Raw genomic sequence first — 21,461 nt, forward strand, 5'->3', positions numbered from 1 at the left:
CCCACCGCCGGTGCCGCCGCGCAAGGACGGATGTCACGGGTCAGCGGCGCAGTCGCTCACCGTCGGCGAAGACGTCGAGGACGACGTTGGCGGCACCGATCGAGCCGTTGGCGGAGGTCCAGGTGCGCGCCTCGTCACCGTCGGCGACGACCACGGACTCGCCGAGCGTCGAGGCGCCGCGGTGGGTAAGGACCACGGCGGACCGGTCGAGCACACCGACGACCGGCGTACGCCGGTCGACGGCGACCGCGCCGTAGAGCCGACCCCAGCGGTTGTCGGCGGCGAGGTGCGGCACGAGGGTGGCGTCGACCAGGCCTAGCCCGCGCTGCCACCGTGCGTCGTCGGCGCGGAAGGCGGCGATGCCGGCGTCCTCGAGGTCGTCCTCCGTCGGGCGGGCGACCGGCGACCAGCGCTCGCCCAGCAGGGCGGTGGCCGCGCCGTCGGCGAGGACGACCGGGGTGTGCCGCACGGCCGTGGTGACGGCGGCCCGCACGCGGCCGTCGGCGAGAACCGGTGCGAGGGAGGCCGGGTCGTCGCCGACGACGAAGGCGACATCGGCACCGCGCAGGGCCTCGGGGCGTACGGCGGAGCCGGTGAGGACGCGCACCGAGCCGGTCCAGCCGGCAGCCCGGGCGGCGTCGGTGTAGGCGGCGCCGGTGGCCGCCGCGCCGTCCCCGAGGGCCAGGACGACGAGGCGCCCGCCGGTCGTGCGGTCCACGGCCCGGGCGCGGGCGACCACGTCACCGAGGACCGGGGAGCCGAGGACGCCGCCGCCCAGGACCAGGGTGCCGCGACCGGGAGCCTGCGGGGCGCGCCACGGGGTGGCCCGGGGCGGCGCGACGGTCCGGTGCTCGCGGGTCAGGGTGCGGGTGCGCAGGTCGTAGGTCTGGTCCTCGGTCAGCAGGTGGGTGAGGACCCGCCGGGCCGAAAGAGTCTGCAGCGCACCGCCCCACGTGTGGGTGGAGCGGAGGGTCTCGAGGTCGACCACCGAGACCGAGCCCTGCCCGAAGACCCCGGAGAGGGTGCGGTCCCCGGTGGCCCGGACGCCCGTGCCGTAGTCCACGCCCACCCCGACCGGGCTGCGCCCCCGGAAGCGCTCGTCGGCGGTGGCGAGGGTCGAGAGGGTGCGGCCGAGCCGGCCGCGCTGGTGGAAGTGCTGGTCGTAGATGGCGCGCGTCGAGCCGAAGGTCAGGCCGCGCTCGAGGTCGGCGTCGTCGCCCCACCACATCAGGGTGGAGCCGCGCCGCAGGCCCTCGGCCGGGCCGAGGTCGCCGACGTAGCCGTTGATCATCGACCGGGACTCGACGGCGGCGCCGGCGCTCGTGCCGCCGAGCACCGCACCGCGGCGGGTGGCGACTGTCATCGCGCGCTCGGCGGGGCTGTCGGCGAGCACCTGCATCGCCAGCCCCTGGTCGCCGCCGAGGACGTAGATGCCGTCGGTGGCGGGGTCGGCGAGCGCGGCGGCGTTGGCCGGGTCGAGGGCGTCGGCGCGGTCGAGGAGCACCGCCAGCCGCGTTGTGCATCCGGTGAAGCGGGCCGGGACGGCGTCCTCGCAGGCGGCGCGCAGCTGCTCGGTGCGCTCACCGGCCAGCTCGAGGTTCTCGGCCCGGTCCTCGGGCGCGTCCCCGTAGGCCGAGGGGACGACGACGAGGTCGACGGTGGGGCCGGACGCGCGGGCGGCGGCGGTGCGCGCGAAGGCCTCCAGGGTGTCGGTCTCGTACCCGCCACCGATCGGCACGAGCACCTGCCGCGGGTCGGGCCGGGGTCCGCCTCCGGCCGGGGCGGGCGTCGCTCCCGCGGCGCCGGCGAGGGGCGCGGCGAGCAGGGCGGCGCTCGCGAGGGTGCATCCGAGCAGGTGGCGGGCACGGCGGCCGGGGCGCGGGGTCATCCCGGCACGCTAGCGAGCCCGCCCTCCGTGTCGGGGGTTCGCGTCCACCCGATCCCGCCTAGGGTCTCCCCATGAGCCTCCTCGCCGTCGAGTGGGACGACGCGGTCGAGCACCGCGGCGCCCTGCGACTCCTCGACCAGACCGTCCTGCCCGACCGCACCGAGTTCCTCGTCGTGCGCACCGTCGACGACCTCGTCGACGCGATCGTCCGCCTGGCCGTGCGCGGGGCCCCGGCCCTCGGGGTGGCCGGTGCGATGGGTGTCGTCGTCGCGATGGACCAGGGCGAGCGCGAGGGGTGGGACCCCGCCCGGCTGGACGCCGAGGTCGACCGCGTCCGGCACGCGCGGCCGACGGCCGTCAACCTCGCCTGGGGTGTCGACCGGGTCCGCCCGCTCATGGGGGAGGGCCGGGACGCCGTGCTCGCCGAGGCGCGCGTGGTGGCCGCCGAGGACGAGGCGGCCAACCGCGAGCTGTCCCGGCTCGCGGCCGACTGGCTCCTCGAGCGCATCGACCGCCCCCGGCTGCGGGTGCTGACGCACTGCAACGCCGGCGCGCTCGCGACCTCCGCCTGGGGGACCGCGCTGGGCGTCGTCCGCGAGCTGCACGCCCGCGGGCGGGTCGAGCTGGTCCACGTCGACGAGACCCGCCCGCTGCTGCAGGGGGCCCGGCTCACCGCGTACGAGCTCGCCGAGGAGGGCATCCCGCACGTCGTGCAGGTCGACAGCGCCGCCGCGTCCTCGATCCTGCGCGGTCTGGTCGACTGCGCCGTCGTCGGCGCGGACCGCATCGCGGCCAACGGCGACGTGGCCAACAAGGTCGGCACGCTCGGGGTGGGCCTGGCCTGCCGCGAGGCGGGCATCCCGCTGCTCGTGGCCGCCCCGTGGTCGACGGTGGACCTCGCGATGGCCGACGGCTCGAGCATCGAGATCGAGGAGCGGCCCGGTGAGGAGGTCACCGGCGAGGGCGACCGGCGGACGGCGCCGGCCGGGAGCCGTGGCTTCAACCCGGCCTTCGACGTGACCCCGGCCCGCTTCGTCTCGGCGGTCGCGACCGAGCGCGGGGTCGTCGAGCCCGCCGCCGGGGTGGGCCCGGGGAGCGTCCAGTCCCCTTCCGCGTGAAGAATTATGCTTCATTCGGCCGTGATGAAGGTATGATCTTCAGATGGACGAGATGAACCCAAGGGCTTCACTGGTGGTCCTCATCGGCGACATCGTCGACTCGCGCATCTCGGGCGACCGGCGGGCCGTCCACGACGCCGTCGTCGCGGCCCTCGAGGGGGTCGAGGCGCTCGTCCCCTCGGTGCGCGGCCTGCGGATCACGGTGGGCGACGAGTTCCAGGGCGCCTACACCTCGCTCGGTGCGGCGCTGGACGCCGCGCTGCGCGTCCGGCTGGCGCTGTCCCCCGACGTCGACGTGCGGATCGGGGTCGGCCGGGGGGTCGTGACCGTGCTCGACGCCGAGCGCGGGATCGAGGACGGGCCGGGCTGGTGGGCCGCGCGGGCGGCGATCGAGCACGTCGAGGCCGCCGCCGAGCGGGCGCCCACCCGCACCCTGCGCACCGGGTACCGCGCGGAGGGTCGGCGCGGGTCCGAGGTCGACGCGGTCAACGCCGCCCTGCTCTGTCGGGACCATCTGGTTGGCTCGCTCTCGGACCGATCGACCCGACTCCTCCGAGGACTCATGGACCCCCGCACCACCCAGGCCGAGCTCGCCGAGCGCGAGGGCGTCAGCGCCTCCGCCGTCTCGCAGCGCGTCCGCGCCGACGGCATCGGGGCGGTCCTCGCCGCCCACGAGCTGCTCCGGGGCCTGCCGTGACCTGGCTCGGGGTCTGGCTCGTAGGGGTGGGCCTGGCCGACCTCGTGCGCTCCTCCCCGCGTCCGCAGGTCCGGCGCTGGGCGGTCGGGGTCGGGCTCGTCGCGACGGCCGGCCTCGGCGCGCTCGGCGGCCTGCTCGCGCCCACGGACCTCGTCGTCGGTCTCGGGGCGGCGCTCGCCCTCCTGCTGTGGGTCCGCTGGTCGCAGCAGGCCCTCCTCACGGGGACGGGCCACGTCCCCGCCCTCGGGGCGCTGGCGCTCGGCGCGGTGTGGCTCGTCGCCCTGTCCGGCTGGTCCTCCGACGCCGGCGGCCTGCTCGGGCGGTGGCTGCGCTGGGCCGACCTCCCGGCGGTCGGCGCGAACGCCGACCCCGGGCAGGTGCTGCTCGTGGCCGGGCTGCTCCTCGCGAACCTCGCGACCGGCAACATCATCGTGCGCCTCGTCCTCGTGAGCGTCGGGGCGCTGCGGCCGGCTGACCGCACGAGCGACCCCGGGGCCGAGCCGGCCGAGCAGCTGCGCGGCGGCCGGCTGCTCGGGCCGATGGAGCGGGTCCTCATCATCGGGCTGGGGCTCGCCGGCCAGGTCACGGCGGCCGGGCTCGTCATCGCCGCGAAGGGGCTCATCCGCTTCCCCGAGCTGCAGAGCAAGCGCTCGGACCACGAGTCGGTCGAGGGCGCCGGCATCGACCAGGTCACCGAGTACTTCCTCGTCGGGTCCTTCGTCTCGTGGCTGCTCGCCCTCGGCAGCCTCGTCCTCACCCGCTGACGCACCCGGATGCGTGCGTCAGACGTCGATGATCCGGTCGCGCCACTCCGGCGGGAAGTCCGCGGTCGTGTCGCCGGCCACGAGCAGCCGGTAGGTCATCGCCGCCGCCTCCTCGAGGTTCAGGGCGCGGCGCAGCGCCATCGCCACGGTGTCCCCGAGCGCCGAGCAGCCGTGGTGGGCGAGGACCACCGCGTCGTGCTCACGGGCCGCCTCGGCCGCGGCGTCGGCGAGCTCGGTGCTACCGGACGGGATGAACGGCACCCGGCCGGCGCTGCCGAGGTAGTACTGGTGGTCCAGCGTCGTGAAGCGGATCGGTGCGCCGAGCAGGTCGACGAGCAGGACGTGCTGCGGGTGCAGGTGCACGATGGCGGCCACGTCGGGGCGCACGGCGTAGGTCCGCTGGTGCAGCCGCCACTCGACGGAGGGGCGCTCGGCGCCGGCGACCCGCTCGCCCTCGGGGGTCAGCTCGGTGAAGTCGCCCTCGGTGAGGCGGTCCAGCCAGGTGCCGGTGGCGGTGACGACGAAGCGGTCGGTGCCGGGCACGCGGGCCGAGAGGTTGCCCCCGCTGGCCTGCACGAGGCCGCGGTCCACGACGTGCCGGCCGGCGTCGACGAGCTGGGCGATGGTCTCCGCGCGGGCGTCGGTCATGGGGCGATCATGGTCCATCCGTCCCGCACCGGGGCGTAGGGTCCCGGGAACCCCCTGCGGCGCACCGGGCGTTCGCCGGGGGAGGGGCCGGACCCGGCCACCGCCACGGAGGGACAGTGATGGGACTTCTCGACAGGATCCTCGGCCGGGTGCCGAGCGAGCAGCAGCGCCAGACCCCGACGTCGTCGGGCACCGGATGGTCCTCGGACGCGCAGGGCCCGCTGGCCGCGTCCGGCTCGGCCGCCCTCCCGCGTCCCGGCGCCTCCGAGGACGACCGGGCGGTGGCGCGCTACCGCTACCTGCTGCGCACCGCGCCCCCGGAGCAGCTCGAGGCGCTGCACGCCGAGGCCTTCGCCCGGCTCACCCCGGAGCAGCGGCAGCAGCTGCTCACCGAGCTGGCCCAGTCGGCGCCCGCGGGGGAGCGGCCGACCTCGGCCGAGCCCGCCGACCTCGCTCGTGCGGCCACCCGCGCCGAGATGCGGCAGCCGGGCCTGCTGCAGAACACCTTCTCGCGCGGGTCGTTCGCCGGTGGCGCCGGTGGGATGTTCATGGGCTCGATGATGGGGACCGTGGCCGGCGTCGTGGTCGGCTCGGTCATCGCGGACTCCCTGCTCGACGGGTTCGGCGACAGCCCGGAGGCGCAGGACGTCGCCGCGGCCGGTGACGGCTCGAGCGACCTCGGCGACGCCTCGGCCGCGGACGGGGCAGACCCGGGAACGGCCGACACCGGCTACGACGGGGGCGGCGACGCCGGCGGTGGCTGGGACGCGGGCGGTGGCGACTTCGGTGGCGGCGGGGACTTCGGGGGAGGCGACTTCGGCGGGTTCTGACCCGTCGCTCAGGCGCGCGACCAGCGCTGCAGCAGCACGCCTCCGGGCAGCGGGGTGACCTCGCCGAGGGTCCAGGCGCGCGGTGCGTCCAGGCCGCGGAAGAGCGGGACGCCGCTCCCGAGGGCGACGGGGTTGACCTTGAGGTGCAGCTCGTCGATCTCGTCGACGAGCTGCGCCGCGAGGTGCCCGCCGCCGCAGAGCCAGATGCCGAGGCCGTCGCGCGCCTTGAGGCCCCGGACGTGGCCGACCGGGTCGTCGTGCACGACCGTGACCGTGGGATCCTCCGGCAGGTCGTCGCGGTGCGTCACGACGTGCTGGTCGAGGTGCGGGTAGGCGCTGGTCAGGCCGGCGTCCAGGGCGGGCTGGTGGGTGGCGCGACCCATGACGACGGTGTCGAAGTGGCGCGGCGGTGCGTCCACGCCGAGCGCCTCGCGCACGTGCGCCGGGCAGGTCTCCGGGTACTCCGCGAAGAGCGCCTGCAGGGTGGCCGGATCGGTCGGGAACGCCGCGAACCCGCCGTCGTCGTCGGCGATGAAGCCGTCGAGCGAGATGGCGACGTAGTAGACGAGGGGGCGCACGGGACTCCTGGGTCGAGCGGTCGAGGGGGGGCGACGACACCGTACGTGGCCGGTCCGCCGGCCCGCACGCGGGTATCCGGGGGGCCGCCGTAGGGTCGGGGGAGCATCCCGTCGACGAGAGGACGTCGTGGCCTACTTCGAGCGGCTCGACGAGACGCGCTTCCGCGCCACCGAGCACACCAGCGGCGCCTGGCGCGAGGACGAGCAGCACATCGCCCCGGCGCTCGGGCTGCTCGCCCACGTGGTCGAGCGCGACGCCGCCGCGCGGCGCGAGGACGTCCTCGTCGCGAGCCGGCTGTCCTACGACATCCTCGGCACGGTGCCCGTCGCGGAGGTGGGGACGACGGTGACCGTGCTCCGGGCAGGACGCACCATCGAGCTCGTCGAGGCGTCGATGACGCACGGCGGGCGCACGGTCGCCGTCCTGCGCGCCTGGCTGCTCCAGACGCGGGACTCGTCGTCGGTGGCCGGGACGAGCGTGGCCCCCGTCCCCGGACCGGGCGAGCTGCCCGCGTGGACCCCGAGCGAGACCTGGCCGGGCGGCTTCATCGGCACCGTCGAGCTGCGCCGTCACCTCGAGGGGCCGGGCCGCGGGTGGTTCTGGGTGCGCACGCCGCACGCCCTGCTCGACGACGAACCGGTCGGCGCCACAGCCCGTTTCGCGGGGCTGCTCGACATCGCGAACGGGATGACCGTGCGGGCCGACCCTGCTCTCGTGCACTTCCCCAACGTCGACCTGACCGCGCACCTGCTGCGCGTGCCGGAGGGGGAGTGGCTCGGCATCGACGCGTCACAGACGTTCGGGGACAACGGGATCGGCCTCACCAGCAGCACGCTGCACGACGCCGCAGGTCCGCTGGGGTCGCTCGCGCAGTCCCTGACCGTCCGCCCGCGGGGGGCCTGACCGTCAGTCCGGCAGGTGGCCGGCGAGCCGCCAGAGGCCGGGGCCGTCCAGGTCGTCGAGCGCGTGCCGCCGGCCCGCCATCGCCATGAGGACGGCCTCGCCCGGGCCGCGCACCTCGGGCCCGCGCCCGAAGGACCAGTCGAGGTCGGTGGCCACGAGCCGCAGCCCCCGGGCGCGCCACGCGCCGCGTACCGGCGGGGCGGTGAGCGCGAACGACATCACCGGACGCAGCCGATCCGCCGGGACCTCGCGCGGCCGACCGAGCGGCCGACGGATGTCCTGCTGGTGGATCATCCCGTCGCACAACCCGACTCGCCCACCGAAGAGGGCAGCGGGACCGGAGGGTTCCAGGTGCTCGCGCAGAAGCTCGACGAGCCGCGCCGGCTCGGCGGTGGCGAGGTCCTCGACGCCGGCCGCGTTCATCCGGTCCGGGAGACCGCGGCCGCGGCGCACCATCGACACGAGCCCGGCGCGGCCCACGACCTCGTAGCTGAGGACGTGGGCCACGACGTCGCGGACCCGCCACCGCGCACAGAGCGAGGGTGCCTCCCACTCGTGGGGAGCGAGGTCCTCGAGGAGGGCGAGCAGGTCGCGGCGCTCGGCGACGACGAGGTCGGTGACGGTCATCGGCCCAGTGTGCCGCGCCGGAAGGTCAGCGCACGTTGGCCTTGAGCGCGGAGTCGATCGCCGTGGCCTTGGCCACCGTCAGGTAGGACCAGCTGTGGTGCTCGAACCAGCGGGCGCCCATCCGGACCGCTTCGTCGCTGGCGGCGACGGCCGCTGCGCTGGTGGGCGTGGTGGAGCCGGCGGCGGTGCCGGGGGCGAGGGTGGCCTGGAAGGCGATGGGGCGGCCGAGGTCGGCGCGCTTGTGCATCCAGGAGTAGAGGTTGGGTGCGCTGGTGAGGCTGGCGGCGGCGGCGGTGTAGTCGCCGGCGCCCCAGCCGTAGTCGGTGAAGACGACACGCTTGCCGTAGGCCGTGTCCCAGGCGTTGGCCAGGGTGAGCCCCTCGGTCCAGGACCCCTTCTCCCCGCCCGCGACCGGGTAGGTGAAGCGGCCGTGCAGAGGCATCTCGACGACGGTGCGGGGGAAGGCGGCGGTGGTGGCGGCCAGCCCGGCGTTCTGGGCGGCGACGACCTTGTCCTTGGTCAGCCCGGCGGTGTGGAGCGCGGCGCCGGAGGCCTCACCGCCGGTGATCCACGGCTCGTCGTAGACCAGGGAGGTGCCGAACATGTTGACCGAGGCGATGCGCGGGTTGGCGTCGTAGCGGGCGCCGAGGGCGGTCACGAACTTCTTGTAGGCGGCGGTGTAGCGGGGGGTCCAGTACTTGCCGACGGAGGCGGTGACGCCGTCCTTCTTGTTGGTCACCTGGACGCTGCCGGCGGCGGTCTTGAGCCACTGGGGCGCGAACTGCCCACCGCCCACGTGCACGCGCACGACGAGGTCCGGGTCGGAGGCCAGCAGCCGGTCGATGGCGGTCCAGTCGTAGCCGCCCTCGCGCGGCTCGAGGTCGGACCAGCGGACCTTGAGCCACTGGTGCTCGACGCCGCGGCGGTCGCGGTCGGCCGTGGTGGTGCCGTAGAGGCCGCCGTAGTTCGTCTTGGTGGTGGTGGTAGCTGCCGGCGCCGCGGCGGCGGCGTTCGCCGGAGCGGCGGTCGGGGCCGTGCTTCCGGTGGTCGTGCCGCCCGAGGCGGTGCCGACCGAAGGGGTCTGGGCCGCGGTGGCGGGTCCTGCGATGGCGGTCCCCGCGGCGAGGGCCACGAGGGCAGCGGTGAGCGAGGTGGTGGTGACGTGCAAGAGGTGACTCCAGGGGTGGGGGTCGTCGCGTCGTGCGACGACCGGCGGTCGTGCGTTCTCCCCCTGCAGCCGTGGCGGACCCTGCTCCGAGCACGACGACCATCGACGGTAGACGGGCCGACGGGAGCCACCCAAATCGCGCCTGAGAACGGCCGGGCGGCGGCGATCGAACCCGCTGCTCAGCGGGGTCGCGCTCTCTCAGGTGCGGGGACGGGTCCGAACCGGCCACGCGGCGACGGAGGCGGTGACGGCACCGATCGGGGCGATGCCGACGCGGCATGGCCCGGTTCGATGTGGAGTGTGCAGCTCGCACGCCACGGAACAGCCGCCACCGGGGCGTCGGCGGTGGGTCTTGACACCCACGGCGAGGCGGCGGACCATCCGATCCACCACCAGCGTTGCTGAGCGTTCGGGGAGGGCGGAGGGACGAGTCGACGCGTGAGGCGCCGCGGCGCAGTCGGGGTCCTGGAAGCGGTGGTCGGCACGTCCACCGGCTGGCTGCTGATCGTCGACCGGCCCATCAGCACATGGGTGTGACGACGCCCGGACCAGCGACGACCCGCGTGGTCACACTGGCCGCTGCTGCCGGCCTGGGCGTCGGCGCGGTGCTCGGTGTGGTGGGCACGTCGCTGGTCAACCAGGCGGAGACGCCGTCCGTGGAGCGGGCCGTGATCGACAGCGTGGACACCGACGGCGGAATGGTCTGCCTGCGCCAGGAGACAGGCAGCCAGGTGGACTGCTTCGCCTCAGCCGTGGCAGGCCTGTCCGCCGGTGACGCCATCGACTACTCCCTGACCACCGCGGCGACGGACCCGAGCGCGCCCGGCAGCGGCACCCACCAGGTCTTCACCTGGGCGGTACCGGTTCGCTGAGCCGGGCACACCGGTCTGCGGCCCCGGCCGCGTCTGGACGGTGCGCCGGACGCGCAGTCGGGCACGGACGCGGCGACGCCCCCGCCGGCGGACCGGCGGGGGCGTCGTCAGGTGCAGCGGCTCAGATGTCGAAGTACATCTCGAACTCGTGCGGGTGCGGGCGGAAGCGGATCGGGTCCACCTCGTTCTTGCGCTTCCACTCGATCCAGGTCTCGATGAGGTCCTCGGTGAAGACGTCGCCCTCGAGGAGGAACTCGTGGTCGGCCTCGAGCGCGTCGAGGACGGCCGGCAGCGAGCCGGGGACCTGGGCGATGGCCTCGTGCTCCTCCGGCGGGAGCTCGTAGAGGTCCTTGTCCACCGGCTCCGGCGGCTCGATGCGGTTCTTGATGCCGTCCAGGCCCGCCATGAGCTGCGCGGCGAAGCACAGGTAGGGGTTGGAGCTCGGGTCCGGGATGCGGAACTCGATGCGCTTGGCCTTCGGGCTGTCGCCGGCGATCGGGATGCGCACGCAGGCGGAGCGGTTGCGGGCCGAGTACACGAGGTTCACGGGGGCCTCGTAGCCGGGGACCAGGCGGTGGTAGCTGTTGACCGTCGGGTTCGTGAAGGCCAGCAGCGCCGGGGCGTGCTTGAGCAGGCCGCCGATGTACCAGCGGGCGAGGTCGGAGAGGCCGCCGTAGCCGCGCTCGTCGTAGAAGAGCGGCTCGCCACCCTTCCAGAGGGACTGGTGCGTGTGCATGCCCGAGCCGTTGTCGCCGAAGATCGGCTTCGGCATGAACGTGGCGGTCTTGCCGCCCTCCCACACCGTGTTCTTGACGACGTACTTGAACTTCATCATGTCGTCGCCGGACTGGAGCAACGTGTTGAAGCGGTAGTTGATCTCCTGCTGGCCCGCGGTACCGACCTCGTGGTGGCTGCGCTCGACCTCGATGCCGACCTTGGCCAGGTTGAGGCAGATCTTGTCGCGGGTGTCGGCGAAGTGGTCGACCGGCGGGACGGGGAAGTAGCCGCCCTTGTACCGGGTCTTGTAGCCGCGGTTGCCGCCGTCCTCGACGCGGCCGGTGTTCCACGCGGCCTCGACGGAGTCGATGTAGTAGTAGCTCGCGTTGGCCTTGGTCTCGAAGCGCACGTCGTCGAAGACGTAGAACTCCGCCTCGGCCCCGAAGTACGCGGTGTCGGCGATGCCGGTGGACTTCAGGTAGGCCTCGGCCTTGGCCGCGATGTTGCGCGGGTCGCGGCTGTAGGGCTCACCGGTGAACGGGTCGACGATGCTGAAGTTCATGATCAGCGTCTTCTCGGCCCGGAACGGGTCGACGTAGGCCGTCGTGGGGTCCGGGATGAGCTTCATGTCGGACTCGTGGATGGCCTGGAAGCCGCGGATCGAGGACCCGTCGAACATCTGGCCGTTGGTGAAGAAGTCCTCGTCGACGCTCTGCGCCGGCACGTTGAAGTGCTGCATGACGCCCGGAAGGTCGCAGAACCGGATGTCGACGAACTTGACGTCCTCGTCCTTGATGAAGGCGAGGACCTCGTCAGCGGAGCTGAACACTGTGTTGAACCTCCTGGTTCGGTGCAGGGGCTTAGGAGCCAGCCCTGATGGCGTTGCCGACGACGGTAGGGCGGAGCCGTTTCCCGACCGTGACCCGGATGTTTCGCCGACGTAACGCCCGTCACCGTATCAAGGGGTGGGACAGCGCGCCCGAGTCGTGGACCGCGGTGAGACGCGGCGACGTCCTCGCTGTTCAGAAGGGTGGCGTCTCGGGCCGGGCGGGAGGACGGTGGGGGTGGCGGGGCCGGTGCTCGGGTGGGTCGTACGGACCGGCGCGCCGGAGCGGGCGATGGACCTCGACGCGGCAGACCGGACGGGACCAGTCGGTCGAGGGCGCGTGCTCGAGGTGGTGCTCGAGGGTGGAGTGGGGGCCGTCCGGCAGGACCGTGCAGGGCCGGGACCGCGAGGGTGACGGGTCGGTGCCGGTGTCGGGCAGGACGAGGCCACGCTGGTCGACGGGGTCCGTGGTGCGGGTCCGGCCGGTGGGATCGGTCCAGCGCATCGTGGCGTCGGGCAGGAGCACGGCGCGCCAGCCGGGTCGCTGCTTGACGCGGTGGTGGCGCCGGCAGAGGCAGACCAGGTTCGTGGCGCTCGTGGGGCCGAGCGGCCAGGCGCGCACGTGGTCGAGATCGCAGTACCGGGCCGCGACGCGGCAGCCGGGGAAGCGGCAGTGCCGGTCCCGGGCCCGCACGAACGCGGCCAGCCGGGCACCGGGCCGGTAGGCGTCGGACGAGAGCGTCTCCTCGGGGTCGACGAGAGCCCCGGTGCCGGTGTCGCAGGCCAGGACGCGAGGCCGGCCCGACCGGTCGTGCCCGGTGACGACGGTGTCCGTGATGGCGCGCTCCAGCCAGCCGCGCTGCACGAGCACCGGGTCCGGGCCGGCGGGGGTGAGGACCTCCACGAGGTCGCCGTCCATCGCCGTTGCCGGCGCCGGGGCCGCGGAGGAGGTGAGGACCACCTGGACGTCGACGGTGGCGTTGGACGTCACCAGGTCGGTCAGGGCCCTGGCCCGAGCGCGGTCGATGGTGGCGCAGACGCCGTCGCCGAGGTACCGCTGGGCCAGGGCGTCGATGGCGGCCCACGCGGCGCAGGCCTCCTCGCTGGGGAAGGTGCCCAGCCAGGTGTCGACACCGGGTTCGTCGACCCACCGGCGCAGCCCGGACTCCGACCGGGACCGCGCGGCGCGCTGCCGGAGCAGGTCGGGGGAGATGCGGGCCAGCAGCCGGCGGGCGCGGCGCCGCAGCTTCGTGGCGTCCTCCCGGTCGAACCACTCCGTCAACGACTCGACCACGGTGGCGGCGACCTCGGGCGGGCACTCCTCCAGCTCGTGCGCCACGACCTGCGCCCGGTACCCGTCCAGGCGCCCGGCCCGCATCGCGGCGTGCAACCCGCCCAACCCCGTCGATGCCGTCGACGCCGTGCCGTCAGCGGCCCCCACGACCCGGCGGACGGCATCCCGCACACGGCGCTCGACCGCGACCGCGGAGAGGCAGAGCGCCCCGGACACGATCGCCGGCGCATCCAGTGCGACGTGACCCGGAGCGCGCCGGACCTCCACGACGGTGCCGTCCTCGGCCCACTCGCCCTCCAGCGCGGCCAGGGCGACGACGGTCTCGTCCTGCACCGCGGTGGCCTCGTTCACCAGCCCCTGCAGCGCGCCGAGCGCCTCGACCCACTCCTCGCGCGAACCCGCCGACGCGGTGGTCCGGGGGAGTGCGGAGAGGGCCGTGCGCGCCACGCGGACCGCGTCGAGCACGTCCTGCGGTGCGGCTGTGGTGGCCATCGGCTCCCCCTCCCCTCGTGGTCACATTGTACTCCGCCCCACCGACAGCGACAAGCATCAGATGCACGAATCGGCCTTCAGGACAACCACTTCGGTCACAACGGACACGCGGTGAGCACAGGCCCCACGCCTCCCTGTCGCGGTACGGCACCGGACTCCGCGGTGGTGTCGCCGCGCCTCCGCCTAGGCTGGTCCCGTGCCCACGCCGAGCCCCGCCCCGACCGCCGGGAACGCCTCCCTGCTGCGCCGGTTCGCCGGCTTCCTCGTCGACTGGGTGCTCAGCTCGCTCGTGACGTTCCTGCTGCTGCCGTACGACCTCGTCCTCGAGCCCGGGCAGCAGCCGCCGCTCCTCCTCGGCGTGCCCGAGAGCTCGTGGGCGGTCGTCGGCGTCTTCTTCGTGCTCAACGTCGTGCTCGTCTCGCTGACCGGCTCGACCGTGGGGCACCGCCTCATGAGCCTGCAGGTGTGGCAGGTCCGCCCGGGCGTCTTCCCGCTCCAGGTGGTCGTGCGCTCGGCGCTGGCCGCGCTGGTGCTCCCGGCGCTCTTCACGGCCGGTGGCCGCGGGCTGCACGACGTCGCCGCCGGCACCCGCATCGTGCGTCCGGGCGGCGAACCGCCCGCCGCCTGAGGCCTACTTGCCGCGCATGGCGCGGCGGTCCATCCGCGCCTTGCTGGGGTCGACACCCTTGGGGATCGGCGGCTTGAGCCCGCCGAGCGAGCGCAGCCGCTTGTTCACGACGGAGACCTCCGCCTTGGTGAGCACGGGGCGCATCCGGGTGAGCTTGCCGGAGATCTTCTTGACGGGGACCTGGTCCTCGCCGTCGCCCACCGTCCAGAGGTGCACGGGGACACCGGGGGCGACGCGGGCGACCTTCTTCTCCTCCTGCTTGAGGAGCTTGCCGACCCGGGCGGCCGGACCCTCGCCGATGAGGACCACGCCGGGGCGGCCGAGGGCGCGGAAGACCATCGCCGCACCGGCCATGTCCTGCGGCCGGGTGCCGCGCGCGCCGTCGAGGGCCACCGGCTCCTGGCTGGCGTACCAGCCGCGCTTGCCGAGACCGGTGAGCGCGGCACCGGCCGCGCCGGCCTGGCCGTCGAGGGCCTTGTACATCGCGGTGTTGCCGCGGCGGTTCATCACGACGGTGGCGCCGAGGAAGGCCGAGGGGATCGCGACGAGGATGGCGTACCAGCGCCAGCCGCCGCCGATCACGAACCCGATGCCGACGATGACCGCGGCGACGGCCAGAGCCGTCCCGAGCATCCACCACCCGAGCTTGGGGTCGAGGGACTTGATCGCGCGGTAGGCCTGCCGGATCTCGGCGATGCGGCCGGGCTTCTTCTCGGGTGCGTCGGACACGGGGGAGGTGCTCCTCGTCGGGGACGTTCTGGCGACCCGCGGACGCGCGGGCGCGTCCCTCAGGATACGGGGCGCTGCGCCCGGGCCACCAACGACGCCGCCTCCTGGCGGGCGGGGTCGTTCGCGGCCTCGGCCAGGTGGGCCAGGTGCGCGGGCACCTCGCGGCCCCAGCGCCGCATCGCGGTCGCCCAGAGGCGGCCGGCGCGGTAGGAGCTGCGCACGAGCGGGCCGGCCATGACGCCCTTGAAGCCAACGTCGGTGGCGACCTCGGACCAGTGGACGAACTCCTCGGGCTTGACCCACCGGTCGATCGGGTGGTGCGTCGGCGAGGGCCGCAGGTACTGGGTGATGGTGAGGATGTCGCAGCCGGCCTCGTGGAGGTCGCGGATGGCCTCCTCGACCTCGTGGTCCTCCTCTCCCATCCCGAGGATGAGGTTGGACTTGGTGACCAGTCCGGCCTCGCGCGCCATCGAGAGGACCTTGAGGGACTTCTCGTAGGTGAAGGCGGGGCGGATCCGCTTGAAGATGCGCGGCACGGTCTCGAGGTTGTGGGCGAAGACCTCGGGGCGGGCGTCGAAGACCTGGCCGACGAGCTCGGGCTTCGCGCCGAAGTCGGGGGGCAGGATCTCGACGCCGGTGTTGGGGTTGAGCGCGTGGATCTGGCGGATCGTCTCGGCGTAGAGGCCGGCGGCGCCGTCGGGGCGGTCGTCGCGGGCGACACCGGTGACCGTGGCGTAGCGCAGGCCCATCGTGCGCACCGACTCGGCGACCTTGCGCGGTTCGTCGAGGTCGAGGGGCTGCGGGCGACCGGTGGCGATGTCGCAGAAGTCGCAGCGGCGGGTGCAGGTGTCGCCGCCGATGAGGAAGGTGGCCTCGCGGTCCTCCCAGCACTCGAAGATGTTGGGACAGCCGGCCTCCTGGCACACGGTGTGCAGGCCCTGGCCCTTCACCATCGAGTGGATCTGGGTGTACTCCGGCCCCATCTTCGCGGTGGTGCGGATCCACTCCGGCTTGCGCTCGATCGGGGTCTCGGCGTTGCGCGCCTCGACCCGGAGCATCCGGCGTCCTTCGGGTGCGACAGTCACGCGTTCCAGCCTACGCTCCGCCACCGACACCCCCGGTCGGTGGGCACCGGCCTCAGCCGAGGACGTCGGCGAGGTGCTTCTCGGCGTAGGGCAGGACGTCCTGCACCGTGATGGTCCGCCCGGCCTCGCGGGTCAGCGACGAGACGCCGGCATCGGCGATACCGCAGGGGATGATCGCGTCGGCCCAGCCGAGGTCGGCGTCGCAGTTGAGGGCGAAGCCGTGCATCGTCACGCGCCGGCTGACGCGCACCCCGATGGCGCCGAGCTTGCGGTCCGGGCCGCGCTCGTCGGCGAGCACCCAGACCCCGCTGCGGCCCTCGACCCGGACGACCTCGACGCCGAAGTCGGCGCAGACCCGGATCATGACCTCCTCGAGCCGGCGCACGTGGGCGACGACGTCGATGGGGACCTCGGGCAGCCGGAGGATCGGGTAGCCGACGAGCTGGCCGGGACCGTGCCACGTGATCTTGCCGCCGCGGTCGACGTCGATGACGGGTGTGCCGTCGAGCGGGCGCTCGTGCGGCTCGGTGCGCTTGCCGGCGGTGTACACGGCCGCGTGCTCGAGGAGGAGCGTGGTGTCCTCGAGGGTGCCCTCGACGACCTGCGTGTGGACCTCCCGCTGGGTGGCCCACCCCGCCTCGTAGTCGACGAGGTCGGGGGCGAAGCCGAGGTGCACGAAGCGCATAGCATCCACGGTAACCCCGGCCGTGTGGAAGGTGGTGTCGGCCCCGCGTCCGCGTCAATACGCTGGGGGGCATGAGCGAGCCGTCGCACGACACCGAGACGCCCACGCCGGATGCCGCGCGCCGGCCGCCGAAGGTCATCATCGGTGCGGTGCTGGTCCTCCTGGTCTGGCTCGTCGTGGGCGGCATCGGCGGTGCGGCACAGGGGAGGCTGTCGGGCGTCCAGTCCAACGACAACTCGACCTTCCTGCCCGAGCAGGCGGAGTCGACCCTGGTGGCGAACGCCGTCGCCACCTTCAGCGACAGCACCGAGCTGCCCTACCTCGTCGTCGTCCAGAAGAAGGGCGGTGGTGCGCTCGGGGCGGACGACCTCGCCGCCGCGACGACCTTCGCCCAGGACGTCCCCGGGCTGGCGCTGCCGGTCCTCGGCTCCGGGAAGACGCTGGGGGACTACCTCGTCGCCGGGTCGAAGGTCACGCCCATCCCGTCGCAGGACGGCGAGGCGATCCTCCTGTCGGTGCCGCTCGACGGCACCACCGGTACGGCGGCGGCGGGGGACACCACGGCCCTCGCCGAGGGGGCCGACGCGCTGCGCGAGGCCGTCGACCGCACGCTGGTCCCGGCCGGGCTGGAGGCCTGGGTCGGGGGACCGGGCGGGCTCATCGCCGACTTCTCGGCCGCGTTCGCCGGCATCGACGGGATCCTGCTGCTCGTCGCCCTGGTCGTCGTGCTCGTCATCCTGCTCATCGTCTACCGCAGCCCGATCCTGCCGTTCGCCGTGCTCCTGAGCGCCGTGTTCGGCCTGTCGGCGGCCTCGCTCGTCGTCTACCAGCTCGCGAAGAACGACGTCATCACGCTCTCCGGGCAGAGCCAGGGCATCCTCTTCATCCTCGTCGTCGGCGCGGCCACCGACTACGCCCTGCTCCTCGTCAGCCGGTTCCGGGAGGCGCTGCACGACGAGGCGAGCTCGTGGGTCGCGCTGAAGCGGGCCTGGCGCGGCGCGGTCGAGCCGGTCGGCGCCTCGGCGGCCACCGTCATCCTCGGCCTGCTCTGCCTCCTCCTCGCCGAGCTGCGGAGCACCTCGGGCCTCGGCCCGGTCGGCGCGCTCGGCATCGCCGGGGCGCTGCTGGCCTCGCTCACCTTCCTCCCCGCGGTCCTGCTCCTGTTCGGGCGCAAGGTGTTCTGGCCGTTCGCGCCGACCATCGACCACCAGCACGCCGAGGACGTCGTCGGCACGTCCAAGGGTCTGTGGGGGCGGGTGGCGAACCTCGTCGGGACCCACCCCCGGCGCACGTGGGCGCTCACCCTCGTCGGCCTGCTCGCCGCTGCCGCCTTCGTGCCGATGTTCAAGGCCGACGGCGCCTCGATCGACGAGACCTTCCTCACCGACGTCGACTCCATCACCGCGCAGAAGGTCATCGAGGAGCACTTCGCCGCCGGTGCCGCCCAGCCGCTGCAGGTCGTCGTGCCGGAGGCCGACGGCGGCGCGGCGCTGAAGGTGGTGCAGGACGACCCCGGCATCGAGAGCGCCTACCTGGGCCTCGTTCCGCCGCAGCCCGGCGCGCCCAGCGTGCCGCCGAAGGTGGTCGACGGCGACGTCCTCGTGCAGGCGACGACGAAGGACGCCGCCGACAGCGCGGGCGCGGAGGACACCGTCGAGCGGCTGCGCGGCTCGCTCGACGCCGTGAGCCGGGACGCCATCGTCGGCGGCAACGCCGCGACGAACCTCGATGTCCTCGACGCCAGCTCGCGTGACCTGCGGGTGATCGTGCCGACGATCCTCGTGGTGATCTTCGTCGTCCTCGCGCTGCTCCTGCGCTCGCTCGTGGCGCCGCTGGTGCTCGTCGCCGCCAACGTCGTGTCCTTCGCCGCGACGATCGGCATCTCGGCCCTCGTGTTCGACCACGTGCTGGGGTTCAACGGCGGTGATCCCTCGATCCCGTTGTACGGCTTCGTGTTCCTCGTCGCGCTGGGCATCGACTACTCGATCTTCCTCATGACGAGGGTGCGCGAGGAGTCCCTCGTGCGCGGGACCCGGACCGGTGTGCTCGTCGGGCTCGCCGTCACGGGCGGTGTCATCACGAGCGCGGGCATCGTCCTCGCCTCGACCTTCTCGGCGCTGGCCGTGCTGCCCATCCAGTTCCTGGTTCAGATCGCCTTCATCGTCGGGTTCGGCGTGCTCCTCGACACCTTCGTCGTGCGCTCGCTCCTCGTGCCGGCGGTCGCCCACGACCTCGGGCCACGGGTCTGGTGGCCGGCCCGGCTGGTCGCCGACGGCGGTCGGTCCGGGCCCGGGCACCACGCCGCCGGCGTGCACCCACCGGCCGAGGAGCCGGCCGACGGACGGCCGTCGGCGTGACGCGGGTCGGGCTGGCCGGGTACGGGTTCGCCGGCCGCGACATCCACGCCCGCTGGATGCGCGAGGCCGGCCTCGACATCGTCGCGGTGTCGACGCGCGACGAGCAGCGTTCTGCGGCAGCGCGTTCCGATCTCCCCGGCGTCGAGGTGGTCGCGGGGCTCGACGAGCTGCTGGCCGTCGACGGGCTCGACCTCGTCGTGCTCGCCACGCCCAGCGGTGGGCACGCGGGGCAGGTGCGGCAGGTGGTCGATGCCGGGGTGCCGTGCGTCGTGGACAAGCCGCTCGCGGTCGATGCCGCGTCGGCGGCCGAGGTGGTCCGGCACGCGGAGGCGATCGGGGTCCCGCTCACCGTGTTCCAGAACCGTCGGTACGACCCGTCGGCGGTGACGCTGCGCGGCGTCGTGGCCGCCGGGCTGGTCGGGGAGCCGTTCCGGTTCGAGATGCGCTGGGAGCGGTGGCGGCCGGTGCCGAAGGACCGCTGGCGCGAGAACGTCCCGGCGACCGAGGGCGGTGGCCTGCTCCTCGACCTGCACAGCCACCTCGTCGACGCCGCCGTGACGATGTTCGGCCGCGTCGAGCGGGTGGCCGCGACCCTCGCCTCCCGCACGACGGTCGCCGAGGACGACGCGTTCGTCCTCGCGACGCACTCCTCGGGTGTCGTCTCGCACCTGTCCGCGACCTCGCTCGCCGCCGCACCCGGGCCACGCGTCCGGCTGCTCGGCCGAGACGGGGCCTACGTGCTCGCCGACTTCGAGGGGGAGGAGCACCCGTGGTCGGGGCAGGCGGACCTCGACGAGGACCACTGCGGCTGGCTGTACCGGGGCGCCGGACCCGAGGCCGTGCCGCGGGCCGTCGACGTCTCGCAGGCCGACTTCTACCGCGCGGTGGAGCGCGCCCTCGTGGCGCCCGTGCCGCAGGTCGCCCTGCCCGTCGACCCGTGGGACGCGGTGCACACCCTCGCGGTGCTCGACGCCGCGCGCCTGGCCGCCGCCGAGCAGCGCGTCGTCGAGGTCGTCACGCCCGAGCGCTGAGTCAGGGTCGGCGAGTCACCGGGACCACGAGCGCCTCGTCGGCGACGAGCACGGTCGCCGACGTCTTGGCCCGCGCCTCGGATGCCGCCCGCTCGCGGTCGGTGCCGGGCCAGAAGTGCGTCAGGAGAAGGGTCCCGACGCCGGCGGTCTCGGCCAGCTCTCCGGCTGCACGTGCGGTCATGAGGTTCTCGGCGTCCTCCGCGGGGGCAGGGACGCCGGGTGCGGCGCGCTCGGTGACCCCGCAGACGAGGAGGTCGGTGCCCGCGGCCAGGGCGGCCAGGCAGGGCCCGATGCCCCCGTCGGCTGAGTAGACGACCGACCGATCCCCGACGTCGACGCGTACCGCCGCGTGCGGCACCCAGTGCGGGGTGGTCACTGCCGTGAGCCGCAGGCCCTCGACGTCGTGCATCCCGGGCAACGGCAGGACCGGCACCGGGGGGCCGTCGGACCACGCCTCGGGCTCGACGGCGGCGAGGACCTCGATGACGCCCTCGGCGGCGGCGAGCCAGGGGAGGTGCTCGGGTGCGTGGTAGCGCAGGACCCGCAGCAGGCCGGAGGCGTCCGAGACGTGGTCCGGGTGCCGGTGGGTCAGCACCACGCCGGCGACGCACCGGACGTCACCCACGGCGTCGAGCAGGGCGGGCAGGGTGCCGTAGCCGAGGTCGAGCACGACCGCGAGGTCACCGAACTCGAGAAGCATTCCGGCGCAGGCGCGTCCGGGCTCCGGCGTGCCCCCGCAGGAGCCGAGTACGGTGAGGGCGGGGGCCTCGGTGGGGCTCACGGGCTCGGGAGACGGCGGGGCTCGAGGCGCTCCTCGTGCGCGGCGTCGCCGTCGCGAGTCACGACGTAGGCGCCCTTGCCGTCACGCTCGGACACCGCCTCGACGAGCTCGGTGCCCCGGTAGACGAGGCCGACGCCGTCGTCGCTGCAGTGCGTCTCCGGCAGCGTGCCGTCGGCGACGAGCCGGTGCACCAGCGGTCGGCGGCGTTCCTCGGAGTCGTAGTGGACGCCGTTGCCGTAGGGGAGCAGGCCGAGGCCGTTCGTCACGGCCCGCAGCTCCGGGCCGAAGGAGTCGGTGGTGCCGCCGAGGTACCAGCAGATCGAGCCCGCAGACACCCCGGCGAGGACGACGCCGGCCTGCCACGCGGCGCGCATCGCGGGTCGCAGGTCGTGGACGTCCCAGACGGCGAGCAGGTTGGCCACGGAGCCGCCGTTGACCCACACCACGTCCTGCTCGAGGAGGTGGGCGGCGGGGTCGTCGAGGTTGGGCATCGGGAAGAGGGAGAGCACGGTCGTGTCGAACCCGGCGAGCCGGCCGGCCTCCAGTGCCCGGAACGAGAAGGCCTCGGGGTCACCGGAGGCGGTGCCCACGAAGGTCACCCGGGGCCGCCGGCCGTGGGCACCGGAGAGCTCGACGGCGTGGTGGACGAGCGCGTCGAACTCCAGCCAGGTGCGGTGTCCCGGGCGGTAGCCGCCGGAGGTGGCGAGGATCGTCGGTCGGTCGGTGCTCATCGCGCCACCCT

21 protein-coding genes are annotated in these 21,461 nt (G+C 74.2%); 9 read left to right on the top strand and 12 right to left on the bottom strand.

The window, feature by feature from the left end:
• Positions 1 to 40: 40 nt before the first annotated feature.
• The gene (locus ACQZ2A_RS02885) at positions 41 to 1,888 is read right to left on the bottom strand and encodes a Type 1 glutamine amidotransferase-like domain-containing protein (RefSeq protein WP_430206997.1); all 1,848 of its coding nucleotides are present in this window, start codon (positions 1,886 to 1,888) and stop codon (positions 41 to 43) included.
• 71 nt (positions 1,889 to 1,959) lie between these two features.
• On the opposite strand from ACQZ2A_RS02885, the gene mtnA reads away from it, so the two are divergent.
• From mtnA to ACQZ2A_RS02900, 3 genes are read left to right on the top strand one after another with little or no spacing between them, the layout of a single operon-like run.
• Positions 1,960 to 3,006: an S-methyl-5-thioribose-1-phosphate isomerase gene (gene mtnA / locus ACQZ2A_RS02890; RefSeq protein WP_430206998.1), complete on the top strand. Its 1,047-nt coding sequence runs from the start codon at positions 1,960 to 1,962 to the stop codon at positions 3,004 to 3,006.
• A 43-nt stretch (positions 3,007 to 3,049) separates the two neighbouring features.
• Positions 3,050 to 3,703, top strand: a complete 654-nt coding sequence (locus ACQZ2A_RS02895) for a SatD family protein (protein ID WP_430206999.1) — start codon at positions 3,050 to 3,052, stop codon at positions 3,701 to 3,703.
• Positions 3,700 to 4,467 (top strand): hypothetical protein, encoded by a 768-nt coding sequence (locus ACQZ2A_RS02900; RefSeq protein ID WP_430207000.1) that lies wholly within the window; start codon positions 3,700 to 3,702, stop codon positions 4,465 to 4,467. Before ACQZ2A_RS02895 ends, ACQZ2A_RS02900 begins: the two co-directional genes overlap by 4 nt.
• 18 nt (positions 4,468 to 4,485) lie before the next feature.
• On the opposite strand, the gene ACQZ2A_RS02905 is transcribed toward ACQZ2A_RS02900, so the two are convergent.
• Complete coding sequence (locus tag ACQZ2A_RS02905) at positions 4,486 to 5,115, bottom strand: class II aldolase/adducin family protein (protein WP_430207001.1); 630 nt, start codon at positions 5,113 to 5,115, stop codon at positions 4,486 to 4,488.
• A gap of 119 nt (positions 5,116 to 5,234) precedes the next feature.
• On the opposite strand from ACQZ2A_RS02905, the gene ACQZ2A_RS02910 reads away from it, so the two are divergent.
• Positions 5,235 to 5,945, top strand: coding sequence for a hypothetical protein (locus ACQZ2A_RS02910; protein WP_430207002.1), 711 nt, complete (start codon positions 5,235 to 5,237; stop codon positions 5,943 to 5,945).
• A gap of 8 nt (positions 5,946 to 5,953) precedes the next feature.
• On the opposite strand, the gene ACQZ2A_RS02915 is transcribed toward ACQZ2A_RS02910, so the two are convergent.
• A complete protein-coding gene (locus tag ACQZ2A_RS02915; RefSeq protein ID WP_430207003.1) occupies positions 5,954 to 6,523 on the bottom strand; it encodes a dihydrofolate reductase family protein in 570 nt (189 codons plus the stop codon).
• A 127-nt stretch (positions 6,524 to 6,650) separates the two neighbouring features.
• Here ACQZ2A_RS02915 and ACQZ2A_RS02920 point away from each other — a divergent pair, with 127 nt between their 5' ends.
• A complete protein-coding gene (locus tag ACQZ2A_RS02920) occupies positions 6,651 to 7,427 on the top strand; it encodes a thioesterase family protein (protein ID WP_430207004.1) in 777 nt (258 codons plus the stop codon).
• Between the two features lie 3 nt (positions 7,428 to 7,430).
• On the opposite strand, the gene ACQZ2A_RS02925 is transcribed toward ACQZ2A_RS02920, so the two are convergent.
• Positions 7,431 to 8,054 (bottom strand): maleylpyruvate isomerase family mycothiol-dependent enzyme, encoded by a 624-nt coding sequence (locus ACQZ2A_RS02925; RefSeq protein WP_430207005.1) that lies wholly within the window; start codon positions 8,052 to 8,054, stop codon positions 7,431 to 7,433.
• A 25-nt stretch (positions 8,055 to 8,079) separates the two neighbouring features.
• Complete coding sequence (locus ACQZ2A_RS02930; RefSeq protein ID WP_430207006.1) at positions 8,080 to 9,222, bottom strand: beta-galactosidase; 1,143 nt, start codon at positions 9,220 to 9,222, stop codon at positions 8,080 to 8,082.
• A gap of 527 nt (positions 9,223 to 9,749) precedes the next feature.
• Here ACQZ2A_RS02930 and ACQZ2A_RS02935 point away from each other — a divergent pair.
• A complete protein-coding gene (locus ACQZ2A_RS02935) occupies positions 9,750 to 10,094 on the top strand; it encodes a hypothetical protein (RefSeq protein WP_430207007.1) in 345 nt (114 codons plus the stop codon).
• A 121-nt stretch (positions 10,095 to 10,215) separates the two neighbouring features.
• On the opposite strand, the gene glnA is transcribed toward ACQZ2A_RS02935, so the two are convergent.
• Both glnA and ACQZ2A_RS02945 read right to left on the bottom strand, forming a co-directional pair.
• Positions 10,216 to 11,640, bottom strand: coding sequence for a type I glutamate--ammonia ligase (glnA, locus tag ACQZ2A_RS02940; protein ID WP_430207008.1), 1,425 nt, complete (start codon positions 11,638 to 11,640; stop codon positions 10,216 to 10,218).
• A gap of 193 nt (positions 11,641 to 11,833) precedes the next feature.
• On the bottom strand, positions 11,834 to 13,423 hold the full coding sequence (locus ACQZ2A_RS02945; protein WP_430207009.1) for an HNH endonuclease signature motif containing protein: 1,590 nt from the start codon (positions 13,421 to 13,423) through the stop codon (positions 11,834 to 11,836).
• A 196-nt stretch (positions 13,424 to 13,619) separates the two neighbouring features.
• Here ACQZ2A_RS02945 and ACQZ2A_RS02950 point away from each other — a divergent pair, with 196 nt between their 5' ends.
• Positions 13,620 to 14,051 (top strand): RDD family protein, encoded by a 432-nt coding sequence (locus ACQZ2A_RS02950; RefSeq protein WP_430207010.1) that lies wholly within the window; start codon positions 13,620 to 13,622, stop codon positions 14,049 to 14,051.
• Between the two features lie 3 nt (positions 14,052 to 14,054).
• Here the strand turns inward: ACQZ2A_RS02950 and ACQZ2A_RS02955 are convergent, their stop codons facing one another.
• Genes ACQZ2A_RS02955 through lipB form a run of 3 tightly spaced genes read right to left on the bottom strand, consistent with a single transcriptional unit; the run spans position 14,055 to position 16,550 of the window.
• Positions 14,055 to 14,780 carry a DUF4191 family protein gene (locus tag ACQZ2A_RS02955; protein ID WP_430207011.1) on the bottom strand — a complete coding sequence of 242 codons (726 nt, stop codon included), beginning with the start codon at positions 14,778 to 14,780 and terminating at the stop codon, positions 14,055 to 14,057.
• A 59-nt stretch (positions 14,781 to 14,839) separates the two neighbouring features.
• Positions 14,840 to 15,865, bottom strand: coding sequence for a lipoyl synthase (gene lipA, locus ACQZ2A_RS02960; protein WP_430207012.1), 1,026 nt, complete (start codon positions 15,863 to 15,865; stop codon positions 14,840 to 14,842).
• Between the two features lie 52 nt (positions 15,866 to 15,917).
• Positions 15,918 to 16,550 carry a lipoyl(octanoyl) transferase LipB gene (gene lipB, locus ACQZ2A_RS02965; protein ID WP_430207013.1) on the bottom strand — a complete coding sequence of 211 codons (633 nt, stop codon included), beginning with the start codon at positions 16,548 to 16,550 and terminating at the stop codon, positions 15,918 to 15,920.
• A gap of 71 nt (positions 16,551 to 16,621) precedes the next feature.
• Between lipB and ACQZ2A_RS02970 the strand changes: the two genes are divergently transcribed.
• Together ACQZ2A_RS02970 and ACQZ2A_RS02975 are read left to right on the top strand one after the other, a co-directional pair.
• Positions 16,622 to 18,907, top strand: coding sequence for an MMPL family transporter (locus ACQZ2A_RS02970; protein WP_430207014.1), 2,286 nt, complete (start codon positions 16,622 to 16,624; stop codon positions 18,905 to 18,907).
• Entirely contained in the window at positions 18,904 to 19,938 is a 1,035-nt protein-coding gene (locus ACQZ2A_RS02975) for a Gfo/Idh/MocA family protein (protein ID WP_430207015.1), read from the top strand. The genes ACQZ2A_RS02970 and ACQZ2A_RS02975 overlap by 4 nt, the downstream gene beginning before the upstream one ends.
• A 1-nt stretch (position 19,939) precedes the next feature.
• Here the strand turns inward: ACQZ2A_RS02975 and ACQZ2A_RS02980 are convergent, their stop codons facing one another.
• Positions 19,940 to 20,719, bottom strand: coding sequence for an MBL fold metallo-hydrolase (locus tag ACQZ2A_RS02980; protein ID WP_430207016.1), 780 nt, complete (start codon positions 20,717 to 20,719; stop codon positions 19,940 to 19,942).
• Positions 20,716 to 21,450, bottom strand: coding sequence for a Type 1 glutamine amidotransferase-like domain-containing protein (locus tag ACQZ2A_RS02985; RefSeq protein WP_430207017.1), 735 nt, complete (start codon positions 21,448 to 21,450; stop codon positions 20,716 to 20,718). Before ACQZ2A_RS02985 ends, ACQZ2A_RS02980 begins: the two co-directional genes overlap by 4 nt.
• Between the last annotated feature and the right edge of the window lie 11 nt (positions 21,451 to 21,461).

This window comes from Phycicoccus avicenniae, assembly GCF_050496545.1.
Lineage (GTDB): Bacteria > Actinomycetota > Actinomycetes > Actinomycetales > Dermatophilaceae > Phycicoccus > Phycicoccus avicenniae_A.

What these genes read in the sequence shown, in the direction of transcription:
- ACQZ2A_RS02885 (WP_430206997.1), bottom strand. Translation starts at nt 1,888, where the DNA reads ATGACCCCGCGCCCCGGCCGCCGTGCCCGCCACCTGCTCGGATGCACC.
- mtnA (WP_430206998.1), top strand. Translation starts at nt 1,960, where the DNA reads ATGAGCCTCCTCGCCGTCGAGTGGGACGACGCGGTCGAGCACCGCGGC.
- ACQZ2A_RS02895 (WP_430206999.1), top strand. Translation starts at nt 3,050, where the DNA reads ATGGACGAGATGAACCCAAGGGCTTCACTGGTGGTCCTCATCGGCGAC.
- ACQZ2A_RS02905 (WP_430207001.1), bottom strand. Translation starts at nt 5,115, where the DNA reads ATGACCGACGCCCGCGCGGAGACCATCGCCCAGCTCGTCGACGCCGGC.
- ACQZ2A_RS02910 (WP_430207002.1), top strand. Translation starts at nt 5,235, where the DNA reads ATGGGACTTCTCGACAGGATCCTCGGCCGGGTGCCGAGCGAGCAGCAG.
- ACQZ2A_RS02925 (WP_430207005.1), bottom strand. Translation starts at nt 8,054, where the DNA reads ATGACCGTCACCGACCTCGTCGTCGCCGAGCGCCGCGACCTGCTCGCC.
- ACQZ2A_RS02935 (WP_430207007.1), top strand. Translation starts at nt 9,750, where the DNA reads ATGGGTGTGACGACGCCCGGACCAGCGACGACCCGCGTGGTCACACTG.
- ACQZ2A_RS02945 (WP_430207009.1), bottom strand. Translation starts at nt 13,423, where the DNA reads ATGGCCACCACAGCCGCACCGCAGGACGTGCTCGACGCGGTCCGCGTG.
- lipB (WP_430207013.1), bottom strand. Translation starts at nt 16,550, where the DNA reads ATGCGCTTCGTGCACCTCGGCTTCGCCCCCGACCTCGTCGACTACGAG.
- ACQZ2A_RS02970 (WP_430207014.1), top strand. Translation starts at nt 16,622, where the DNA reads ATGAGCGAGCCGTCGCACGACACCGAGACGCCCACGCCGGATGCCGCG.
- ACQZ2A_RS02985 (WP_430207017.1), bottom strand. Translation starts at nt 21,450, where the DNA reads ATGAGCACCGACCGACCGACGATCCTCGCCACCTCCGGCGGCTACCGC.